Genomic DNA, 20817 nt, shown 5'->3' with positions numbered 1-20817 from the left:
AGTTCCCTTGATTTATTCATGACTTACCTTAATCAGATTACATTATCAGCGGCTGCTTTAAGCAAGCTTTTCCAGCGCCTTACGGATCGCTTGCTTTTCTTTTTTAAGCACAGCGGTATCCAACGCCTGTTCTAACAAGTTGCGGACCTGCTGTGCCTCCACATCACTATTGAACAGTACGTAATCCTCCGGCAAGATGGATAAGGCCGAAATGACGATCTGACGCTGTACATCCTTGGCGCTGAGCCAGTGCACGATGTCGGATACGGATGGCTGCGAATGGACATACAACGTATCCCAACCACTATAAGGAAAAGACACCTTATCCTCCATCCACTCCAGCACCCTGCGGCTACCAAAAGGCTGAAGCACCGAGTTCGCTTCATAACCACTCAGCTTATTCTGTTTCGCAGATGCGTCCAACATTTCCAAGACTCGTTTAAGTCCCTCACCTTCCGGCAGACAGCGTGCAGAAAGATAAGCACGAATAGAGTGGCTCACATTAACCGCTGGAGCTTCCGACCACAATGATCGCACCAAATCAGCTGCGTTCTCCTTAAGAATATCACCTGCACAGCACATTAAAGCATCTATTTGATTGAGATCTTCCTCTGCCTTGGCTCGCTTCAACCAGGCTCGTAGCACTTCCTCTCCATCATAGCGGGCAAAGGCTGCTCCCACCTTCTTGTCCACCCCGTTCATCTCTGTATAGGTGATGAGTAGCGAAAGTTCCTCCTGGGCCTGTTCCAATGTAAGCGTTAGGTATTGATGCAGCCATGCCTTCCAGCGCCTGCTATTCTCGCTCTCCAGGTCCAAGCCGAATTCCCCGCAAAAATACGGATACTGCCATTCCTCCGCTCCGACACAACCCAGCTCTGTTACCCGGTCTACAAAAGCCGTCATGGTTGGCGCAAGGAGCCGGAATTCTGCCGTCTCATGTGCCCAATGCACAACGGAAGTTCCGGAAGGGCTGCTCAGGTCCAACAGTAATTCATCCCCGTTTCCGGCCACATGAAAGGTAAGATACCGCCGTTGCGCCTCCATTTCCTCATCGGCAAAATCGGAGAAACAAAGCTGATCTGTACCCCAGCCTATTTCTCCACTCACATCAAAAGGTTTAATCGTCTCACATGGCAAGCTCCAGTATACTAATACTTTGCCGGAGCCATCCATCAGCAGTGAACGGAACTCCTCAGGTAGCTGGATTCTGAGCCGGGATTCAACTTCAGCAATTTCCTGCTCTTGTGCAGGGGGATCAATGGAAATAAAGGTGCTTGCCCCCTTCAGCTCCAGAGCCTGAACAAGCCACAGCCATCGCCGTTTCCAGCTGTCCATTTTCTGTTTCATTACACTTGCTGCCTCCCTGCCTATGTTCTACTTATAACATCAACTAGCTGTCCATCTCCTTACAACTAAACGTGGTTCACCAAATGGGCTATTTCCTTAACTCTTTCCATTGTAATTCCATCTCTTTGTTCAACTGCAAGGGGATGGTCTGTTTGTTCTAATTCGATTAGCGGAACCGCACCCACTTCTTGTGTATGTACCATGGTCTTCAAAGACAATGTCGATATTGGATATATTGAAAGTTCAGTCGACAACCAGCCGAAATAAGGTTCTTCCGCTTCTCTTCCTTCTACTAGTAATAATTCATTCGATCTGAAAAAATTCTCTTCACTAAGAGACACCCATACACTCCAAATAAACTTTTCATCACAATCCACTATTGGGATTTCAATATGTCCTCTAATAAAGAAATGCTGTTCATCAATTACGCAAAAATCACCAGTTAATTCTGTTCTTTGCTCTTCTGGTACCAAATTAAAGTAATGTGGTGCTTCAATTCCATAACATAATGGAAGTTCACTTAATTCGTTGTCACAGTGAGGACATTTCATAGTTTTGCTCCTTATGATCAATATCTATTTCACTTCTGCAAGTAGTTCTGACATCATCTCATAATTCATAGCGCCCCGCACCTTCTCACGAACGACTCCATCAGCATCGAGTACATAAGTTGTTGGGTAAGCCACGATTTGATAAGTTTGCATAAGTTCCCCGTCTTCATCCAATACAATCGGGAAAGTAAGTTTCTGCTCTTGAACAAATGGCTGGACATCTCCAAGCGCCTTTTCCGTTAAGGTCATATTCACACCGAGGATGACTACATCTTCCGATTCATAATTCTCATAAATGCTCTGCATATGCGGCATCTCTACCCGGCAGGGAGGGCACCATGTAGCCCAGAAGTTGAGCATTACTCTTTTCCCCTTGTAATCTGATAACCGCACTGGATTCCCACTCAAATCTTGCAAAGAGAAATCAGGAGCTACTTGCCCTATCTCAATTCCAACATCACGACTTTCCTCTTCCGAGCTTACACTTTGCAACGGCTGCTGAGAAGACTTATTAAAGTATTCATATCCCCCATATAGTACTAATCCAATGATAAAGATGATAGCAATGACGTTTTTTTTCATTTTAACTGCCTCCCGTCTATTAAAAAGTAATATCCCATAAAGTATATTTAGCCAGCCAAGCACTCAGCTTTTGCAGCTGCCCTGTGAACAGGAGAAGTCCCATTCCTAGGAGCAGTACCCCATTCACCTTCGATAAAAGAGGCATCCATTTATTCATTTTTTTCAGCACTTTCATAGAGTAAGTTAGCATCCAGGAAATCAGCAGAAACGGTATACCGAGACCAAGGGAATAGACTGCTAACATGGCTATACCGCTCCATAATGTATCAGATGAGCCGGCCATAAGTAGGATCGAGGATAAGGCCAGTCCAACGCATGGGCTCCAACCTGCTCCGAATGCAAATCCAGTAAGTAAAGAACGAATGGCTCCACGGCTTTGCCCCCCTTTGGAATCCCAGGTTTTTCCAGACATTAGAAAGGACAGATTGAGCAAGCCCATCATTTGCAGACCAAAAATAATAATGAATAAGCCGCTTATTTTCTGAACCAGCTCTCGTTGCTGAGCAAAAAATTGGCCGATAAAGCTTGCCGAAGCGCCCATGGCGATAAAAATTAGACTAAACCCCAGAATAAAGAAGAGCGATTGGGAGAACAATCTCCCTCTATGTACCACAAGCTTGCCGTCCTGCAACGAGGAACCTGTCAAATGGGATAGATAAGCAGGAATCAATGGAAAAATGCAGGGAGATAAAAAAGACAACATTCCTGCGGCAAAAGCTACTACAATGGTAATGTGATTCATATCCTCATCCTTTCTCGTTCTTCTCTTGGAAATAGGACCATACGGTTAGTGCTGCGGCTATTGCAATACAAATGATTTGCAGCCGGCTAAATGACAGCAGCCACAACGTACGGTCAGGCAACAGAAACTGAAGAACTACATGTCCAATTAGAAACCAAATAGCATATCCACCCCGGTCACCAAAGCGGGAGGTTCTCCTTGTCAGGAACAGGATCAACATGAACACCCCTGACCATAAAGCGCTGAACTTATCGTAAAAAACAAGCTGATGCCCGGCTATAACCTGCAGGATGGGATAGGCTAACCAACATCCAGAGATGAACCATAGTCCGATATCCATCCATATTTTCACGGGCAAATTATGTTTTCTTGATCGTACCCAAAGGTAAACAATTGCAAGCAGGCTTGCCAGCCACATCCCACGTTTGCCGCCGTCAAAATACAGCAAGCTTATAGGCGTCTCTATAAATTCAATGGGATATAAAAACATAAAACTCCCTTTCCATACCAGCAGCCATATCCAGAATGCATTGCTTGCATAGGAGGTGAAGCGCTCTTGCTCTGGAATATGCCGTAACCGATAATGCAGTACGAGCCACCCGATTACACCAAAAGTCATGTACATCACAAGTCGTCCGTTTATTAATAATGATCCGAGCTGGATATTATCCATATCCTCGGCCCTCCTTTCTCACCTATTCAGTGAAATGATTTTTCAGGTTTTGCTAAGTTTGAGCGGTATCGTGATTGAAAAAGAATGCTTATCCTTGTCTGAAGTCAGCTCTACCTGACCTCCAAGTTTCCCCATTATCTCCTTCACGATAGTTAGACCAAGTCCGCTACCCTGCATCCCTTCTCTACGCTGTCTGGAACCATCGGCTTGGAAAAAACGTTCAAAGACCAACTCCCGCTGCTCCTCTGACAACGACTCCCCCAAATTACATACTGTAATTCGGTAGTCATCTACTTCCACTACTCCTGATATCCAAACCATATGTCCAGAATTATAAGTAATTGCGTTCTGGATCAGATTAGTTAGTACCTGTCGCAAGCCATCCTCATTACTAACAATGACATGTGGTTCAAGAGAAATATCTAATGTGATCCCTTTGCGCTCTAGCTCTAGTTGAAAAGATAGCAAACTACGTGTAATGAACTCGTCGATGGGTATCTCGCTAAAAACCATACTGTCAGCTCCCCTGTCCTCCCAAAGGGATAGTTGGTGAAGCTGCTCCACAAGTCGCGTAATATGCTGCGACTCTTCCAACAGAGATAAATACAATTCCCGGTCTCCCTCAATCACACCATTACTTAACGCCTCTAAATAACCATTCAAATTGCTAAGTGGCGTTCTTAAATCATGTGACACATTGCTGAGCATTACTTTGCGATTCTGTTCCGTTCGCTGCAGGGTTAGGGTCATAGCATTAAAGCGCTTCGTCAATTCCCCAATCTCATCCCCAGCGGATACTTGGATGGGTTCAGGATAGGATCCTTCCATTAACTGACGAGTTGACTCTGTTAATCTTTTCAAAGGAGACAGAATCTTCTTAATAAAGACAAAATGAATAATGGCAGCCACAACAATGGCAAGCACACTTGCCCTAATAAGATAGAACTGCATGGTGCGCTCGAAAAAATCATTTTTGACATCGCCCACAAGCTGATACTTGGCTACCAATACACACGCGAAGTCTTTGACAGATACACCTACTATCCAGATCACAACGAGCATCACCAGCACATTGACCCAAATCAATTTCCAAGCGACATACTGCTTCCATATTTGCAGTTTCTTAATAGGCAACAAAGCGATACCCCATTCCACGTACCGTTTGAAAGAAGGACGGTGTCTGGCAGGATACTTCAATCTTCTCCCGCAGCTTGCCAACATGGACGTCAACCGTACGGTCGATCACAGACTTCTCATCATTAGGATAAAGCTCATTTAATATTTGCTCACGGGACAAGATTTGATTAGGATGCTTCATAAGAAAGTGCAGCAACTTAAATTCATGCTGTGTTAAGGCAATATCGACTCCGTTATACTTTACCTCACATGATTGCGTCTTGATCATCAGCCCCCGGTAACTAATCTTGCTGCAGCGATTGACCATCCGCTTGAGAATCGTATTCACCCGCACAACAACTTCTTGTGGACTGAATGGCTTGATGATGTAATCATCCGCACCCATTTGCAGACCTGCGATCCGTTCGGATTCCGTGATTTTAGCTGTGAGCATCATAATAGGAATATCGCTTTTCTGTTCATTTCGAATCCACCTGCATAATTGTTCACCGCTAAACTTCGGCATCATGAGGTCAGTAATTACGAAACAAGGCTCTTCCTGTTGAAACATCTCTCTGGCTTCTTCCCCGTTCTGAGCCTCCATTACGCTATATCCTTCTTTTTCCAAATATAATCTTAAAAGCTTTCTTATTTTCATATCGTCTTCGACGATTAAGATGTCTTTTTGCACTTTGTTGACCCCTTTCTTTACTATATAAGACGAATAGAAGAAAGGAACAAAAGCGAGAAGGAACGAAGGGGAAGGTTTGGAACTGTAGGAGCGAAGCGTTCGCCTTTGTTGACAGATTTCAACCGCTAGAAGCGGTTTATAAAGAAGAAATCTGGCGACAACAGCGACCGGAAGTCCAAACATTCACCGCAGCGACGTCCGAGCTTTACGTTCTTATGTTAAGTTCGTCTTATATAGTAGTCCATTATACAAGACGAATTTAAAGAAATGTTAAAGATGGATCGAACAGCTGACAATTTATCCTTATACAGAAGAGTGCATAATCGCAGATAAAAAGCAATAATTGCACTTCTTTGGGGCCTTAGTCTTTGAAAAAAAAGGATTGCCTAAGCTCACAGAGATGATATATAGTATTGTGATTATTGCGAAACGTAAGGATGGTAGCGATGTTGAAGAAATTAACGCACGATTTTTTTTACTTAATACTTGGAGCATTTCTGTTTGCCTTAGCAGTCAATGTATTTGTCATTCCCAATGAACTGGGAGAGGGTGGAGTTACTGGTACTTCCATTATCTTGTATTATCTATTTCAATGGTCACCCAGTATAGTCAACTTAGTAATCAATGCTTTATTGCTGATTTTCGGATATCGATTCCTGGATAAGAAGATGATTATTTATACAATTATCGCTGTGTTGCTTCATTCGATGTTCCTCCATCTGACCCACGATTGGAGAATTCAATCTAATGAATTAATAGTGAATGCGATATTTGGCGGCATACTCGTCGGAACAGGTATTGGGCTGATCATTAAGGTCGGCGGCAGTACTGCGGGTACCACTATTCTCGCAAAGATCGCTAATAAATATCTTCATTGGAATATTAGCTACGCCCTGCTATTCTTTGATTTGATCGTTGTATTTGCCTCTTACTTCATTATCGGGACAGAGAAACTTATGGTAACCATTATTATGCTCTATGTCGGTACGAAGGTGATGGACTTTATTATTGAAGGACTGAACCCTAAGAAGGCAGTCACGATTATCTCCAAGCAGCAGGATAGAATCGCTGAGCAGGTCAACCTGGTCATGGACAGAGGCGTAACTGTGCTGCAAGGAAAGGGTTACTATAGCCAGGAGCCCAAAGAAGTACTCTACATTGTCATTAGCAAACAGGAAGTGTCCATGCTCAAGAAAATCGTTGAAAGTGCAGATAAAGACGCCTTCCTAACTATTCATGATGTAAGAGATGTGTTTGGAGAAGGTTTTGTAGAATTGTCTAAGTAAAATGACCTATAGTCCTTTTATCGCCAAGTTATCGCCCATGTCGGGCGCACAAAAAGAAGCCGGCAGTTTCCCTCTTACATGGGAATTGCCGGCTTTGCTATTTTACAATTAGTTATGATTTCGAAGCCTGAAAATACGCGGATTGACCAACAAAGCTGATGATTTCCTCTGCATCTGCGGTAATACGGAAAAACTCCCTTATGGCCGGTTCTGCCTTCATAAATTCAGCTGTGACTTCATCTTGTTCTTCCGGGGTAAGCCCCATTCGCTGGCACCAGCTCTGGAACTCAAAAGGCTTCTGAAAGCAAATCAAAGCATCCAGTTGGAAATGCGTTTGTTCTAATTGCTTAATCCATTCTGATTTGGACAAGGCGCGAACATGACTGCGATCACGCAATCGCTCAACCTCATTATAAAACTCCCCCAAACGACCATCTTCCGGAGATACATTATCAATCAGTTGCAATTTGCCTCCTGGTTTCAAAACTCTGTACGCCTCTCTCAAGAAAGCAGGTACATTAGGGAAATGATGAGCGGCAATTCGACAAGTCACAATATTAAAGCTAGCATCTTCAAAGGGTAACTGCTCCGCATCCCCCTTCACAAATTCTACATTACCGTGACCGTTCCCTTGGATAAACGCCTTAGCTGAATTCAACATCTCTTGCGTTAAGTCCACAGCTGTGACCTGCTTGACAAGTGGGGCAAGCGCATTCGCTACATGGCCTCCTCCTGTCGCAATATCAAGGACAGTCATCTCCTTAGTAGCCTGCGCTGCTGATACCAGTAGGGTCAAATCCTCTCCTTTGGCATGACGAGTACTTGTTACATACTTCTCAGCGTTCTTGCCAAATTGCTGTTGTACGCGTGTCTTCATTTCCTCAGACATACATTAGCTCCCTTCATTAGTTTCATTAGATGAAACTTAATGCCATTAGATAAAACTACTTGATTTTAAATTATCATATTTAATAACAAAAAACAAGCCAGAGCACATGACCCATCATGTTCCGACTTGTTCGGTCAAACTTTTATATAGAGTATTTTCGAATCTCTTCTTTAAATACATTAATAGGTTTTTTATAGTCAATGGGTTTATGTATCGTTCTATTCAGCCATTTGATCCGCTCTTCTTGATCCGCAAATTTATCTTGCGTTACGTCACAATACATTGTTATTTCTTTCATTGTCCCTAAGACACTTCTACTGTTCGTTTTGGAGATGTTCGTTTCGAGTCCCTCTTTCAAATACGACTCTATTCCTTTCTGCTCTATTCCTTCGCTTACTAAGTATGCAAACAGTGTTGAATGAAATTTATCTAATAAAATATTTAACTGCGAAGTTCTAACGCCATCAATGATGATACTTAGCCGACTAAGGTCATTGACAAATATAATGTGTTTTCGTTTATTCAATCGAATAATATTAGCATGCCAACTCAAGAATGGTGAAATATTTTCGTACTCTACAGGTGTAATTTTCATATCTTTCAATAAAGTTTGGGTAAATCTTAAAACAAACATTCTTTTGTTCATTCCTTTCCTTGTTCTTGCACAACTTTCGTCTAACAGTAGTTTTATTATTTATTATTCCCACTCAAATTAAATTTGTACACCTTACCATCTCGTACATATTCGTTTGTAAATAGCAGAGCATTGCCTTCTCGCTTCACAAACTTTAGATTGTCCCCAAAGAAGGGAAGATCATTGTTTTCCGCGAAGTTTTGCTGTTCGGAATCCAGCAGTTCTTTGTAAAGCAACGTTTTGGTCCCTGTTTTACGATCTATTAGTGTGAGGAAACCTTGTTGATTGGGCCGGATCAGTAGAAAATCATCATCCATTCCTTCCACCAAATAGGTGTCAGAAACACCACCCAGCTTGATTAGGTCAAGGGTCTGGGCAACGTTTCCCGTTCCATCTTCGATCAGTCGCAATGTTTTCCCATCAGTTAGCAAGAACTGATTCCCCGCAATTTTGACATTGTTACCATATCGCATAAAGTATCCTACACTTGCTTGGCGAATGACCCCTCCGTCCTTGATAATCAACGTATACCATTTATTATGAATATGAGGTTCCCCGTAAACATCTGTCAAGGTCAGATAAATTAGGCCCTTCGCTGTCTTCTGAAAATCAAACTCCACCATATCGTACAGCTCCGATCCGAGGTTCGCCAGCAGGCGGGTACTCCCGGAAGAATCTGTGACATATAAGCGCCCAACCTTTTTATCTACCTCGTACGTATAACCGCCGAATTGTGCGCTGGCACTGGAAAAGGTCTTTAGTTCTTTTGCCGTATAGATTCTCTTGGCTGCATCCCAGCTGACGGTTTCGCCTTCTAATGACTTCACAAGGAAGTCAGCGGGTACATATAATTGTCCATTGGTTTCAAAAGGGATACCTCCCAGACTGACCAATTTCCCATCTAAGACTCCCGTTTTGCTTCCAATGCGGACGGCTATCTTTTTCCCCCATCCTGTAAACTCCACTCTCTTGTGACCCTGGTCCCACACGCCCCGAAGTCCCGCTGCTTCCCAGTTGCCGGATGAAACATAAGCAATGCCATCCTTAATCAGCGCTGAGCTGGTAGCCTTGCCGCCCCCATCTGTAATGTAGATGAAGTAAGCTGGCGTAGCCGCATTAGTTACTGGAGCCACAAGCAATGACGCGGCAAGAATAGGAGCTAATATCCATTTTTTATCCATGAATTGACGAGCCTCCCGTGTTAGAGAACATTAACCTACGTAATCTTTAGACGCAGACTACTGCGGAAGGTTGCTTGTTTATTCCATTTTTTGATACCTAGTCCATTACCGCCGGGAGGATACATTCCTTAATCAGAGTCCACCGATCAGGGGAATTCAACATAAGTTCCGAAGCAATAGCCACGACCAGATCTTGATCTGGAATGCAGCAAATGACATTGCCGCCATCACCCAGTGCGGAGTAGACAGACACTCCGTCCTCCTCACGCAACCACCATAGATAACCATAATGATGAGCGTTCATCGCTGTTGCATCGTCAATCCATGTCCCTGGAATGATCTGAGTCTGTTCCCAAAGACCACGATTCAGAGGATAGCGGAGAGCAGATGCGCCCCTGCGGAGGAATATTTAAAATCGCCAATACGCCCCTGCTGCCCCAGTATATCCAGCGTATATTTTACCCAGTCAGGTGCCATACACATCTTGTCCAGCGGTTCGTGCCAATCCTGAAAGAGATACGGCGCTGTCATCGTAAGCAAATGTCGGATCGTAATCTCGCTTTTCTGCGTATCTTCAACAGGGGGAACATATTCCGAGAAAAAATCTAGCACCTTCTGATCTACATTGTTAATATAACCTGCATCTATAGCAATGCCGACAAGGGCAGATAGGATGCTTTTTGTTACAGAGGCCACATGATGCTTATGATCACAGCCGTAACCATTAAAATATTTTTCATAGGCGATCTGTCCATGTCTCATAACAACGATGCCGTTAATATTGCTGTATTCGGATTGAATACTTGGTTCAAGCGCCACAAGCCGTTCCCGAAGCTTCGCATACACCGAAGTCAATTCTGAATAGGCTCCTTTGACAATTGCCTTGGCACATAGGCCCCCAGGAAAATCTCTCGTTCCTTTTACAGCCTCTTTTACCGGGATGGCGAACTCTGCATCATTGCCGGCAGGATTGTAGTCCTGGCTGTGATAAATCGTCATGGGGGTACCCAATAAGGTGAGTTGGTCGATAGCTATCTTTTCATAGAGGTGGCTAAAATACGATCCATATCCTAGGGTATACTCCTCCCTACTCATCATTTGACGCGTATAGAGAATATTCATCGACTGGACTTCAACAAGCTGCACTTCAATTCGGTCAAGGTAGGCCAGCATCGGTATTCCATTCTCTACATTTAGAATGTCATTGTTCATTTGCTGAAGTGTGTACTCAAAAGCCTGTATCTTGTTCTCGATCTCTCTTCGCTTGAGATGAAGGGCAGCGCAAAGCTTCTCTTCGTATTGATCCTGCTCAACTTCCAGAAGGGCTCTAATTTCCGCCAGAGAGAAATGATACGATTTCAAGCGGTTAATCAACAGCATCTATTTAAGCTGCTGGATCGAATAATACCGATATCCGTTCTCTGGGTTAACCTCATCCGGGGTTATTAAGCCAATCTCGGCATAATACCGAAGCGTTTTGGTAGAGACTTCGCAAATCTTTGAGAATTCACCAATCGAGAGCATAAGGTCACCTCCGTTATCCCTGTTTTAAATATGTACAGAATGCTGTGAACATCAAAGCTTTGTTCTTCATCCAATATGCACCTTGCCCTAAGGGCAAAGTAAACTTCGACATATACCTTCTCTCATAGTAAAATAATGGAATATCATTTCTGGTCAGACTCTATTAAATGAAAAATAAGGGGGTGTGCCAAAAGAAGAACACCATTTTTTCCACTCTAAAGTCTATGCTATTTACCTTTTATCCGCTATAGATTTTATCGACATCAATAACATAACTTTGCTTTCAGATGGAGATGTAGTTACCGAGATCTCTGGTGTCGAAAATATCACAGTAAATGATAAACATATGATTCCCTTCCAGTTAACAAAGAAATGTTCATTATCAATAAGCATTTCAAACAATGGAATGGTTCCATACTATACACGATTAAATTCACAAATGTGGATGGAGCAAATGTCGAATTTTCAGTACCCGAAACGATAGAAAACATGGCAACACTAATTCAGCAGAAGACCATTAAACAGAAAGCAGACAGTACCATCTACGAGTTCAGTATTGAGATACCTAAGAACTATTTGGCAGAGAAGAAATTGGCCGGATTAAGCTTTGAGTTAAGAGCAGATCAAATCCTTACACATTTAAGAAAAACCATTATCCAATCTTTCATTCCCGTCACTATAGAAGAATTTAATTCGAAGGCACCTTAGAAGGATTGGTCCAGTAATCTATATGACCTCCGTCCAATGAAACTGGCGCCGGACTATCCTCGGTACGCTCTCAGTCCTCAATGACCATGTAACAATAATTATGAAACGAGTAATGCCGCGTATTTCGATTTTTCGTTGAGTAATCGTGCGTTGCTTTGTCCAGGTATATATAATTTCGATAGTTTGCCCGGTCCGCCGCCCCCAACTTCTGGGTGATCACTCTCTCACTGATGATGGTACCCTGATGTGCATCAACCAATCGGATAATCGCCTCTAGGCTTGCCTTTTATCCACATTTATACCTTTCACACTTTACTTTTAAGGAATATCTTATAAGGCATTCCTTATCAGTAAAGGAAAGGGGGATTAACCATGAACTTTCGCAAACAAGCTAAATTATTACAAGGAAAAACCGTGCAGGTGACAACCACCGGGGGTACTTATACTGGGACCCTCTCATCGGTTGGCACAGATTTTCTTATTCTAAGTTCCATTATTAGAGGACGTAGAAGAAGACGCATCATAAGATTGGCAGAGATTATTCTGCTCTCAAGATTATTCGGCTAAAAAACTATTAGATGCAGAAGCATCTCTTAGAGTTTCCTTGTGCGTAATGCGAACTTCGCAAATCTTCAAGAATTCTCCTATCGAGAGCACAAAGGTCACCTCGATTATTCCTCTTTTAAAGATGTACGAAATGCTATATACATCAAAGCTTTGTTCTATATCCACTATGCACCTTGCCCTACGGGCAACGTCAACGGGGAAATGCAGCGAGAATAAAGTCTGGTGCTATCCCTGACAAGCTATCATACTCAGATAAAAAACAAGCCATCCCCTTCAAAATACGGGGATGGCTTGGCTGCTTATACTTCGTTCTTTTGCATTGTCCTCTAGTTTATTCATACAACTCTAACTATACCGCCTCCGCCGATCTCACAGCGCCGCGATCCGATCCTTAATACGCGGGAACAGTCTAAAGGCATTCTCGTAGAACACTTTCTCATGATGTTGCTCCGGCACAAGCCGGCGCACGAATTCCGCATACAGGTCAATCGGCGCGAGCGGCCAGTCGGTTCCGAACAGCATTTTCTCGTAATGATCGGAATACACCAGTGCCCGGCGGAAATGATCCATGAACAGTGGTTCATTCATGAACCGTTCAAAGTGCGGCCGGTCACCGACGACTAAACCGGATAGATCAGCGTAGACGTTAGGATTTTTGGCCACCACCTCGGCGGCGTCCATCACCCACGGATCGCCCAGATGGCAGATCATGAAGTTCACCCCACGCTGCTGGAGTGCCAGTTCATCTACGGTGAGCGGATGTGAATACTTGAGCAAGCCGTTCATCGAATAAGTGTCGCCGGTATGAATCACCACAGGCACTTCATATTTTGCAGCCAGCTCATAGATTGGGCTGTAGATTTTGTCATATACGTAATGGTGATAGTATCCGGCATACAATTTGATTCCTGCTACCTCAGGAGCTTGCAGCCGTGACTCGATCCGATCCAGCTCTTCCAAAGACTGCTTACCGACGAGCATGTTCGGATTAATACCCACGCACTCCATTAGGAATGGTGGTACGGTCTCTTCCAGGTCGAGGGGCATCGGATTGGGGGAACTGGAATCGGGAAAAGCGCCCTTGCTCTGCTCTGTGACACCCATTCCGATACCGAGAATGACATCGTTCTTGTCAAACTCCGCCTTGAGGCCAGCAGCGCTATAATCGACTTTGGACAGATCTTTAGCGGTTTGATGAAAGCTATCAATATCCGACAGATGAATATGAATGTCAATGATCGGCATATTAGTTCTCCTTTGTGTCAGTAGGGCTAGTAAAGGTAATCTTCTGAAGATCCCGGACATCCTCCGGATGCAGAGCCATTCCACCCAAGATCAGGAAAGTCGGCTGTGTCCAAGCGGTTTCTCCATTACGAAGGGAAAGATGATGATTCACACTTTGACCGAACACTTTGTTGTTCACGTACACTGAAGCGTTCTGATTGTCAGAATTATTGACTATATGCAGTAAGTCCTTACGAGAAACCGCACCGATTCGCAAAAGGCCCTTCGAATCAAGACCTGCGCCCAGCTTTCCAACAAGGAATTTCCCTTGCTCGGGAAGCTCCAGCCAACCTTCAGAGAAGACCGGCGAAGGGTGGAAGTAATTAGCGTCTGAGAGTGAATAATTCAGCAGAACCACGCCACTTTCGTTGGTCACGGAATGCAGCACACAGAGAACAGGGACACCGGGCAGCATTAGGTAATGCTGGTGGATCGTAATTCCTCGATTCGCCTCCTGTTTCTCAATCACAGTCGTCAATCGAAGGCCCTTCCAGAGGTTCCCGTGACTATCTGTTCTCTCCACCCAAGCCGCACTTCTCGGCTCCTGTTGTAGGCTAAACCCACCCATGCCAGGAATATCTACGCCGAGTCCACCGTACCAGGGATTCCACCAGGAACGCGGGGCCGCTTCCGGATAAGAACTGTCAAGCCACTCTGCGTTCTGGTACTTCAAGGAATGCACGACGCTCCCAAAACCAGGGGCAGCTGCTATGGTGAGAACTCCATTACTCACCGTGTAAATAGGACCCGCTGGTCCTTCTTCCACTTCGCAAACAACAGCTGTTTCCTTCTGAGGGAACCAGAGAGCTGAACGCGCCTGAACTCGATCCTCTCCACAATAAACGGCACGGACTTTCCAAACGGATTCACGATCACTACTTTCTGTTCCTTCCGCTTCCTCAGGAGAGAATTCAAAACCTGCAGAGCGCAAATCATGTTCTCTGTGCAACTCAATGTCAGCGACTTTCGACTCTGCTTGGCCATCGTTTTGCACATACAGTTCGAGGCTACCAGCAAGTGGAATCATCTTTCTTTCAATGAGTTCTGCATGAAGCTCCCCAGGTGAGAACAGATTTCCGCCTCCCAGCGCCAGTTCGAGATGATCAGCTAACGCGGATACAACCGGCTCATACTGCTTCCGGGCAAAAGAACGGAAATCCGACCACTTCTTGAAGGTGTTCAGAGCAAACACAGTTGTCTTTGTCCGAACGACATCGCCGGCAGGAATTCGGCCCAGATCATGTTCCAGCCCAAGCGGGTATTCCGGGCGCAGCAGCTTCAGTGAAGGGTCCCAGTAGATCCCACTAGCCCCGTTCTCTTCCTTGCTGAACAGCCAGTTCTCCGTAATTTGTGCACTGTCCCAATGACTTGGATCACTAGAGTAGGCATCGCCCATATCTACAAACTGCCCCTGGTAAGGCAGAATGAGTCGTTTGCCGAAGAAACCGAAGTTGGTTTGCAGAAATAGGTTCTCTTCCAGCTCTTGACTGGTGGTGTTGCAGATCTCGTGATGAAATTCAGCGATACCGCTGGCGAACAGTTTGGCTACCGACTTTATTTCAAGGCCAGGGAAAGCTTCCGACTCATAAAGAGTTTCAAGAATTTGACCCTCACCCTCAGGGTAGATCTTCACTTCTTTGGCCTGCTTCTTGGAGAATTCGTCGGCGAACGGCTTACCTAGCTTCGGATAGGGCCACCAGAAGCTATGGTGAGATTCCGGATATTCGATCCAAATGTTATTATCGTTTTTGCTCTGATGCAGGGAGAACGCTCCATTCACGGCAACCCACTGATCCCCATTCTCGCCACCGAAACGGCCATGTGTGCCCTTCATCAAGACAGATAAATTGCTCGTGAAGGATACCGACTGACTATCACCCGGACTTGCCGTCACTTCAACCTCTTGCGAATACAATCCGTATGACCGAAGCGTGAAGGATACCGCAATCGCTGCTTTACCCTTAGCTGGAACCGTGAAGCAGACGTTACGCTCGGCCCATTCTATACTCTCATCTTCCGGCAACTCCAGAGCAAACTCCGCCTCTGAGGCAAAGTTGTTCTCTACATTCAGATACAGCTCACTCGAAATGCCCGGGAACAACGCCTTGGCTGGCTGCGCAATCTTCATCTTGAGCGGGAATTTCGGAGCAATACCGATACGGAATTCGGCCCGCTTGCCCCCAATCAACCACTCACTTCTGACAACCGGATGGGTTTTCTTGTCATTCTGTTCCTCCCTAATCGGGTCAAGTTCGAATTTTCCTTCCACGATAACCGATTCTCCAGGAGCAATGGTATGTGTAGCGTCCAATGCAAATCGGATATTCTTGTCATCCTGGCCCTTGATCTCAATGTCCAACTCAGCAGTTGAGCAGTTCTTGATACGGTATCGAACGTTGTAGGTGGAACCGAATACAAGATCATGATCAGCGATTTCGGTGGAGATTGTATAATCTGGTGTATCAAGAGCAGTTAAACCTCGACCAGTCTTTTCAAATTCTGCTCGCAGGGAGAGTTCTCCCTTGCCCCAAGTGTACTCCATAAAATCGAAGCCTCGTTCCCGGCGGCCATCCGGCTCAACGACGAGCTCACGGGTACTGTCCCCGTACCAGTCCAGCTCCTCAAAATAAGGGGCAAGCGCTTCCGTCTGCAAAATGGTGGGGATGAAGTTCATCAGGTGAACGTAGTCGTCATTTTTTTCCCAGAAGAATCCGCATTTCTTGTACATCGGCACTGCCTTCGTATTGCCCGCCCAAGTGAAGAGGTCCAGCCGCGGCCAACCTGCTTCCACCGTCTTACGAACCGCATTCAAAATCAGATTGCGACCGACCTTGTAACCGTGATAATCGGGTCTTACATTGAGCAGTGGCACATACAGAGCCCCTTCGTCGTGGCGGTAGTGGGCGAAGCTGCAGAAGCCAACAACCTCCCTTCCATCGACGGCGAGGAATGCATGAAGATTGGACGACGTCTCCATCTCCCGGCGCACCGTGTCCTCCGTTCGTTGGTTAGTACCGCCTCCCCAGCTTTCGTTACTGAGATTCCACATCTCAGCAAGTGCCCCTGCGTAAGAAGGATCATATTCGATAATACAGATTTGCTCCGCGGTGGTATTGATTGTCATGCTCTCATCTCCTTACTTCTAACTATGAGTATGTATGGGTAACCCTAAGCTAATCATAACATTAATTGGAAGGGTTTTACGAATTTAACGCTGCATTCGTTAAACATGTAAAAAGCCACAATCAAGTGGCTTTTTACGAAGAAATATCCAGGACTTCTTCCATAGTCCTCTCTTTATCATGTTAATATTTTTATACCTTTTATATCTAGTAATTGAGATAAGAGCTCATCTTCCTTTTTAATTAACCTGGTTAATAAAATCAAAATATTCTCTATGCATTGTTTATTTTTAGTTAATAGATATTTAAGTCCTATATTACGAAGGATCAAGGCCTCTTGTTCGATTTCTTTAAAACCTTGAATTAATTCACTATCTATTTTAAAAATACTACCTAGGATATTTAATCTAAGAATCATTAATTTCTTGTGTTCGTACATAAGATGAAAAGATCTAATATCCATACATTCTTCTCCTAAAGCAAAATAGAATGGAATAAGTTCTAACATAATTCTATAAGCATCCAACCCATAGACATTATTAAACATATTATTTGTCCCTCGTAATACCTGTTCATGTGGACAAATCGATAATTTGTATTCTTTAATTGACTTGATCACATGATGAAGGTCAAAATTATACTGATTCTCTCCCTTCTGAATTAAGCTTACTTTAGACCAATCTCCAGGAGGAACATTTTCAAATCCCAATCTGACCTCTTCAAAACTTGCTTTTTCGAAACTATAGAAACCTTCAAAGAAATCAGCAATAAAAAAACATTGTTCAATTAAACAATATCCATAAATCAATGTCATATGAGGCCTATGTATTGTCTTATAATATGGTCTGTGTTTGGGAATATAGAAACTATCCAATAATGTTATGATATAGGTGTTATTATCAATACAATCCATAAGCGGCTTTAACACATCACTGAACCATCTTGAAAAGGTTGATTTTTGAACTTCTTCAAATTTGGTTATCCTTGATTTATGTATAAATCCATCATCAAGAAAACGTATTAATAATTTATCATTATCCACCACCGCTTTCTGGTCGTGAAAAACTTGAATTAAATTGCTAAATATCCAATTTTCATACGATTCATGCGCACTAATAATAGATAGGGCATGCGCATGTTCTGGCATTACTGCAATAATTGGTTTGTTCACTTCCAATACTTTCATAGGAATGCTCCCTCCTCAATAACCAAACCATTAATTAACTACTATACCTTTATTTATAACTATAAGATATCATATCCACCTAAAAAAATACATATATTAGTTTATATTGGATTTTTTAAAACTAACTAGATGAATATATTATCTGAAATAGTAGAAATTGGTATTTCGGAGGTTAACTCACAAACTTCACGCTATATGATCACTCACCTGACACAACCAAACCATATGCGCAGAACCAGGTCCCCAGTAGTCAATCGCTACTTTATAAGGCTCTCCAAATTTCCGCTTCCATCTCGACTGCGCGCTGCTGTAGCCACTGTCCAGACAAAATTGCTCCGTCCCTTGCGACACCAGATAAGTTATTAACTCCTTAATTAATGCCGAACCCACACCTTGGTCTTGATAGCTTGGCAATACATATAGACTACCCAGTTCGCCCACGTCATCTAGCTGATTATCAGATAATGCACGAATAACCTCCCCACAGGGGGCAAAGGAAATCGTGCCGACGACCGTTTCATTGATTTTAGCAGCAAGAAAATAGATATCTGAATGCTCCGCCAGAGATGCCAGAGCCTTCTGTTGTTTCACTTCAATTTCACTGTGCAGATTATCCGTTAAATGCAGTATTCCTTCTTTTTCAAAAGTGTTTGTGATTGAGGATGTAAAAAGTTCAAATGCAGATTGTATATCTGCTTGCGTAAGCCGATTTATGGTCAGTTGATTATTCTGTGTCACGTTCTAAGACTCCTCTTCATCTGTTTAATTGCATTCAATCGTATCGTTATTACTTATTCGCTCTCATGAATGCCCGATCCTTTTCTTTTAACCGCGGACATTCGTAACAATAACCAAATTCGCCATCCAAGCAATACGCCAGACAGCACGCGGTTTTCATCCTAATTTTAAGATCAGGGATACTAGGGTGCTCAATAAATCTCGGTTTCCTGTTAAGCGGGTTGCTACTTAGTCCGAACGAGCTAGGATCGAGATCTTGTGTTAGCCATTCATATAAATAAACCATTCGATTTCTACTCTCTTCATCAAAGGCTGCAGCCAACGCTTCTTCAAGCTGAGCATATAACGGATTACCGATTTGTCCCCATAAGGCAGTAGCACGGGTTGGGACTAGCTCTGACAGTAGCTGAATTATTGGTGTTACCTGTTCCTTGTAAAAAACATGTAGCGTTCTCTTGTACTCTTCCTTAAGGTCCGCTGCTGAAACGTCGCTAAACTGTGCCTCATTGATTTTAAAGGAAAAAAGAGGATACTGTCCATCTATGTATAATTGTACGGTCAAATTAGACAATGACAAATCCAAAATGACCTCATTGCCTTGATATAGCATGTGCTGCAATGCCCCGCATACCCCCGCAAACCAGCTAACAAAAAAAGCTGCCGTAGCAGCAGGTTCTCTAGCTTTGATAAGCGAGCCATAAGTGTCGATTAGGTGTTGCATATGTTCGGCTATTAATAAATCGCTCGCAGGGATAGTAAGCACGGTGTTCTCAAGCTCATGCAGAGTCAGGGCGAACTTCTCTTCTAACTGTTGAAAATCAACCGTGCCCATTGCATACCCTCCCATGATTAATGTCTATTTTTCAAAAGCATGAATGACATCGTCAATCGCATGATCGTCTGCCAGTGGAGACATGCCCAGACTGAACCATTCTTTGCCTCCCATCATATGTACCTGATTCTTCTTCACTGCGGTCATGTTCTTCCATAAGGAACTGCTGAGCATATCTTCATATCTATTGCGTACTTCTTCGCTGGAATCATCATCTAACTGCAAAATGAGATGGTCGGGATTATATTGCGGTATTTTTTCCAATGAAATAGATAGGCTGATTTCTTCCTGAGGGTATTCTTTAATCGGCTTTAGGCCTAGTGTTTTATGGATGAAGCTACCGCGGTCACTTTTTTCGCCGTAAATTACGATTTCCTTCGCCATGATCATCATGTAGAGCACGGTCTCGTCTCCGGCTAGAGTCTGGAGTTTCTCCTTGGCCTCAGCTTCTTTGGACTGCAAATCTTGAATCACCTTATTTGCTGTTTCTGTTTTGCCGAGAACCTCGCCGATATCCCGCAACTCATCGCGCCAATTATCACGCTGTGGCAACAGCACTGTTGGTGCTATCTTGGAGAGCTGATCATAATCTTTATCGGACCACCATGTAGGAGCAATAATCAGATCCGGCTCTGAGGCCAGAATCGCTTCAAAATTAGGAGCTTGGCCAAGTCCCATCTTCAGCGTATCTTTGAACGGTTCTTTCAAATAAGAAGGGAACTCCGGATGATAATTCTGAACCGCAATCGGTGTAACGCCAAGTGCATATAAAAACTCCGGATATACAACCGAAAGTCCAATAACTCTCTTCGGATCTGTTGGAATCCTTAGGTCCCCCTTTAGAGTTGAAATCACACGTTGTTCATCGGTAGTTGCTTCGCTCTTTTTTTCAGTATTTGCTGTTGTGTTCCCACCCGTGTTCTGTGCTGTATTTCCAGCGTTTACAACATTATCTGCTTTACTCGTTCCGCAAGCCGTAATTAACATGACTAGCATTACGAGGATTAAGCCTGTAATCAAACTGCGTTGTTGCTTCATTCTTCGATGGCCCTCCTGATATTTTGATGGTTGGATGACAATCTCTAATTAAAATTGATTATCATTATCATATATAAGGAGTATAGAGGAAGATGTATTGTCAGCATATTGACGATAGCGACTTTA

Annotated in this window: 19 protein-coding genes and 2 pseudogenes; 3 read left to right on the top strand and 18 right to left on the bottom strand. The window is 43.7% G+C overall.

Annotation, left to right across the window (positions count from 1 at the left end; genetic code table 11):
- Positions 1 to 57: 57 nt before the first annotated feature.
- The 7 genes from ACFVRY_RS06455 to ACFVRY_RS06425 form a co-directional block, all read right to left on the bottom strand.
- Positions 58 to 1347: an SMI1/KNR4 family protein gene (locus ACFVRY_RS06455; protein WP_387498479.1), complete on the bottom strand. Its 1290-nt coding sequence runs from the start codon at positions 1345 to 1347 to the stop codon at positions 58 to 60.
- A gap of 65 nt (positions 1348 to 1412) precedes the next feature.
- On the bottom strand, positions 1413 to 1898 hold the full coding sequence (locus tag ACFVRY_RS06450) for a DUF2199 domain-containing protein (protein ID WP_387498477.1): 486 nt from the start codon (positions 1896 to 1898) through the stop codon (positions 1413 to 1415).
- A gap of 24 nt (positions 1899 to 1922) precedes the next feature.
- Positions 1923 to 2480, bottom strand: a complete 558-nt coding sequence (locus ACFVRY_RS06445) for a peroxiredoxin family protein (RefSeq protein ID WP_387498475.1) — start codon at positions 2478 to 2480, stop codon at positions 1923 to 1925.
- A 19-nt stretch (positions 2481 to 2499) separates the two neighbouring features.
- On the bottom strand, positions 2500 to 3222 hold the full coding sequence (locus tag ACFVRY_RS06440) for a cytochrome c biogenesis CcdA family protein (RefSeq protein ID WP_387498473.1): 723 nt from the start codon (positions 3220 to 3222) through the stop codon (positions 2500 to 2502).
- Between the two features lie 4 nt (positions 3223 to 3226).
- Positions 3227 to 3895: a hypothetical protein gene (locus ACFVRY_RS06435; RefSeq protein WP_387498471.1), complete on the bottom strand. Its 669-nt coding sequence runs from the start codon at positions 3893 to 3895 to the stop codon at positions 3227 to 3229.
- 42 nt (positions 3896 to 3937) lie between these two features.
- Entirely contained in the window at positions 3938 to 5029 is a 1092-nt protein-coding gene (locus ACFVRY_RS06430; protein WP_387498469.1) for a sensor histidine kinase, read from the bottom strand.
- A complete protein-coding gene (locus tag ACFVRY_RS06425) occupies positions 5019 to 5702 on the bottom strand; it encodes a response regulator transcription factor (RefSeq protein ID WP_387498467.1) in 684 nt (227 codons plus the stop codon). Before ACFVRY_RS06425 ends, ACFVRY_RS06430 begins: the two co-directional genes overlap by 11 nt.
- 446 nt (positions 5703 to 6148) lie before the next feature.
- On the opposite strand from ACFVRY_RS06425, the gene ACFVRY_RS06420 reads away from it, so the two are divergent.
- A complete protein-coding gene (locus tag ACFVRY_RS06420; protein ID WP_387498465.1) occupies positions 6149 to 6988 on the top strand; it encodes a YitT family protein in 840 nt (279 codons plus the stop codon).
- Between the two features lie 112 nt (positions 6989 to 7100).
- Here the strand turns inward: ACFVRY_RS06420 and ACFVRY_RS06415 are convergent, their stop codons facing one another.
- The 5 genes and pseudogenes from ACFVRY_RS06415 to ACFVRY_RS06395 all read right to left on the bottom strand — a co-directional run.
- Positions 7101 to 7877, bottom strand: a complete 777-nt coding sequence (locus ACFVRY_RS06415) for a methyltransferase domain-containing protein (RefSeq protein ID WP_387498463.1) — start codon at positions 7875 to 7877, stop codon at positions 7101 to 7103.
- 142 nt (positions 7878 to 8019) lie between these two features.
- Positions 8020 to 8523, bottom strand: coding sequence for a DUF6933 domain-containing protein (locus ACFVRY_RS06410; RefSeq protein WP_387498461.1), 504 nt, complete (start codon positions 8521 to 8523; stop codon positions 8020 to 8022).
- A 44-nt stretch (positions 8524 to 8567) separates the two neighbouring features.
- The gene (locus tag ACFVRY_RS06405; protein ID WP_387498459.1) at positions 8568 to 9692 is read right to left on the bottom strand and encodes a copper amine oxidase N-terminal domain-containing protein; all 1125 of its coding nucleotides are present in this window, start codon (positions 9690 to 9692) and stop codon (positions 8568 to 8570) included.
- 97 nt (positions 9693 to 9789) lie between these two features.
- A pseudogene (locus ACFVRY_RS06400) lies at positions 9790 to 10538 on the bottom strand (serine hydrolase domain-containing protein).
- Positions 10518 to 11216: pseudogene (locus ACFVRY_RS06395) on the bottom strand (MerR family transcriptional regulator); the annotation flags it as partial. The pseudogenes ACFVRY_RS06395 and ACFVRY_RS06400, both read right to left, overlap by 21 nt.
- A gap of 489 nt (positions 11217 to 11705) precedes the next feature.
- Here ACFVRY_RS06395 and ACFVRY_RS06390 point away from each other — a divergent pair.
- Positions 11706 to 11924, top strand: coding sequence for a hypothetical protein (locus ACFVRY_RS06390; RefSeq protein ID WP_387498457.1), 219 nt, complete (start codon positions 11706 to 11708; stop codon positions 11922 to 11924).
- Positions 11925 to 12296: 372 nt separating this feature from the next.
- On the top strand, positions 12297 to 12491 hold the full coding sequence (locus tag ACFVRY_RS06385; protein WP_387498455.1) for a hypothetical protein: 195 nt from the start codon (positions 12297 to 12299) through the stop codon (positions 12489 to 12491).
- 369 nt (positions 12492 to 12860) lie between these two features.
- On the opposite strand, the gene ACFVRY_RS06380 is transcribed toward ACFVRY_RS06385, so the two are convergent.
- From ACFVRY_RS06380 to ACFVRY_RS06355, 6 genes are all read right to left on the bottom strand, one after another.
- Positions 12861 to 13736, bottom strand: a complete 876-nt coding sequence (locus ACFVRY_RS06380; RefSeq protein WP_387498453.1) for an amidohydrolase family protein — start codon at positions 13734 to 13736, stop codon at positions 12861 to 12863.
- Position 13737: 1 nt separating this feature from the next.
- On the bottom strand, positions 13738 to 16899 hold the full coding sequence (locus ACFVRY_RS06375; protein WP_387498451.1) for a GNAT family N-acetyltransferase: 3162 nt from the start codon (positions 16897 to 16899) through the stop codon (positions 13738 to 13740).
- A gap of 176 nt (positions 16900 to 17075) precedes the next feature.
- Positions 17076 to 18083 carry a cysteine peptidase family C39 domain-containing protein gene (locus ACFVRY_RS06370; RefSeq protein ID WP_387498449.1) on the bottom strand — a complete coding sequence of 336 codons (1008 nt, stop codon included), beginning with the start codon at positions 18081 to 18083 and terminating at the stop codon, positions 17076 to 17078.
- Between the two features lie 186 nt (positions 18084 to 18269).
- On the bottom strand, positions 18270 to 18821 hold the full coding sequence (locus ACFVRY_RS06365) for a GNAT family N-acetyltransferase (protein ID WP_387498447.1): 552 nt from the start codon (positions 18819 to 18821) through the stop codon (positions 18270 to 18272).
- Positions 18822 to 18870: 49 nt separating this feature from the next.
- The gene (locus ACFVRY_RS06360; protein ID WP_387498445.1) at positions 18871 to 19653 is read right to left on the bottom strand and encodes a hypothetical protein; all 783 of its coding nucleotides are present in this window, start codon (positions 19651 to 19653) and stop codon (positions 18871 to 18873) included.
- 24 nt (positions 19654 to 19677) lie between these two features.
- Positions 19678 to 20691, bottom strand: coding sequence for an ABC transporter substrate-binding protein (locus ACFVRY_RS06355; protein WP_387498443.1), 1014 nt, complete (start codon positions 20689 to 20691; stop codon positions 19678 to 19680).
- Between the last annotated feature and the right edge of the window lie 126 nt (positions 20692 to 20817).

This window comes from Paenibacillus sp. NPDC057934, from assembly GCF_042887565.1.
Taxonomy (GTDB): domain Bacteria; phylum Bacillota; class Bacilli; order Paenibacillales; family Paenibacillaceae; genus Paenibacillus_AQ.
This window is presented reverse-complemented; position numbering and strand designations above follow the sequence as displayed.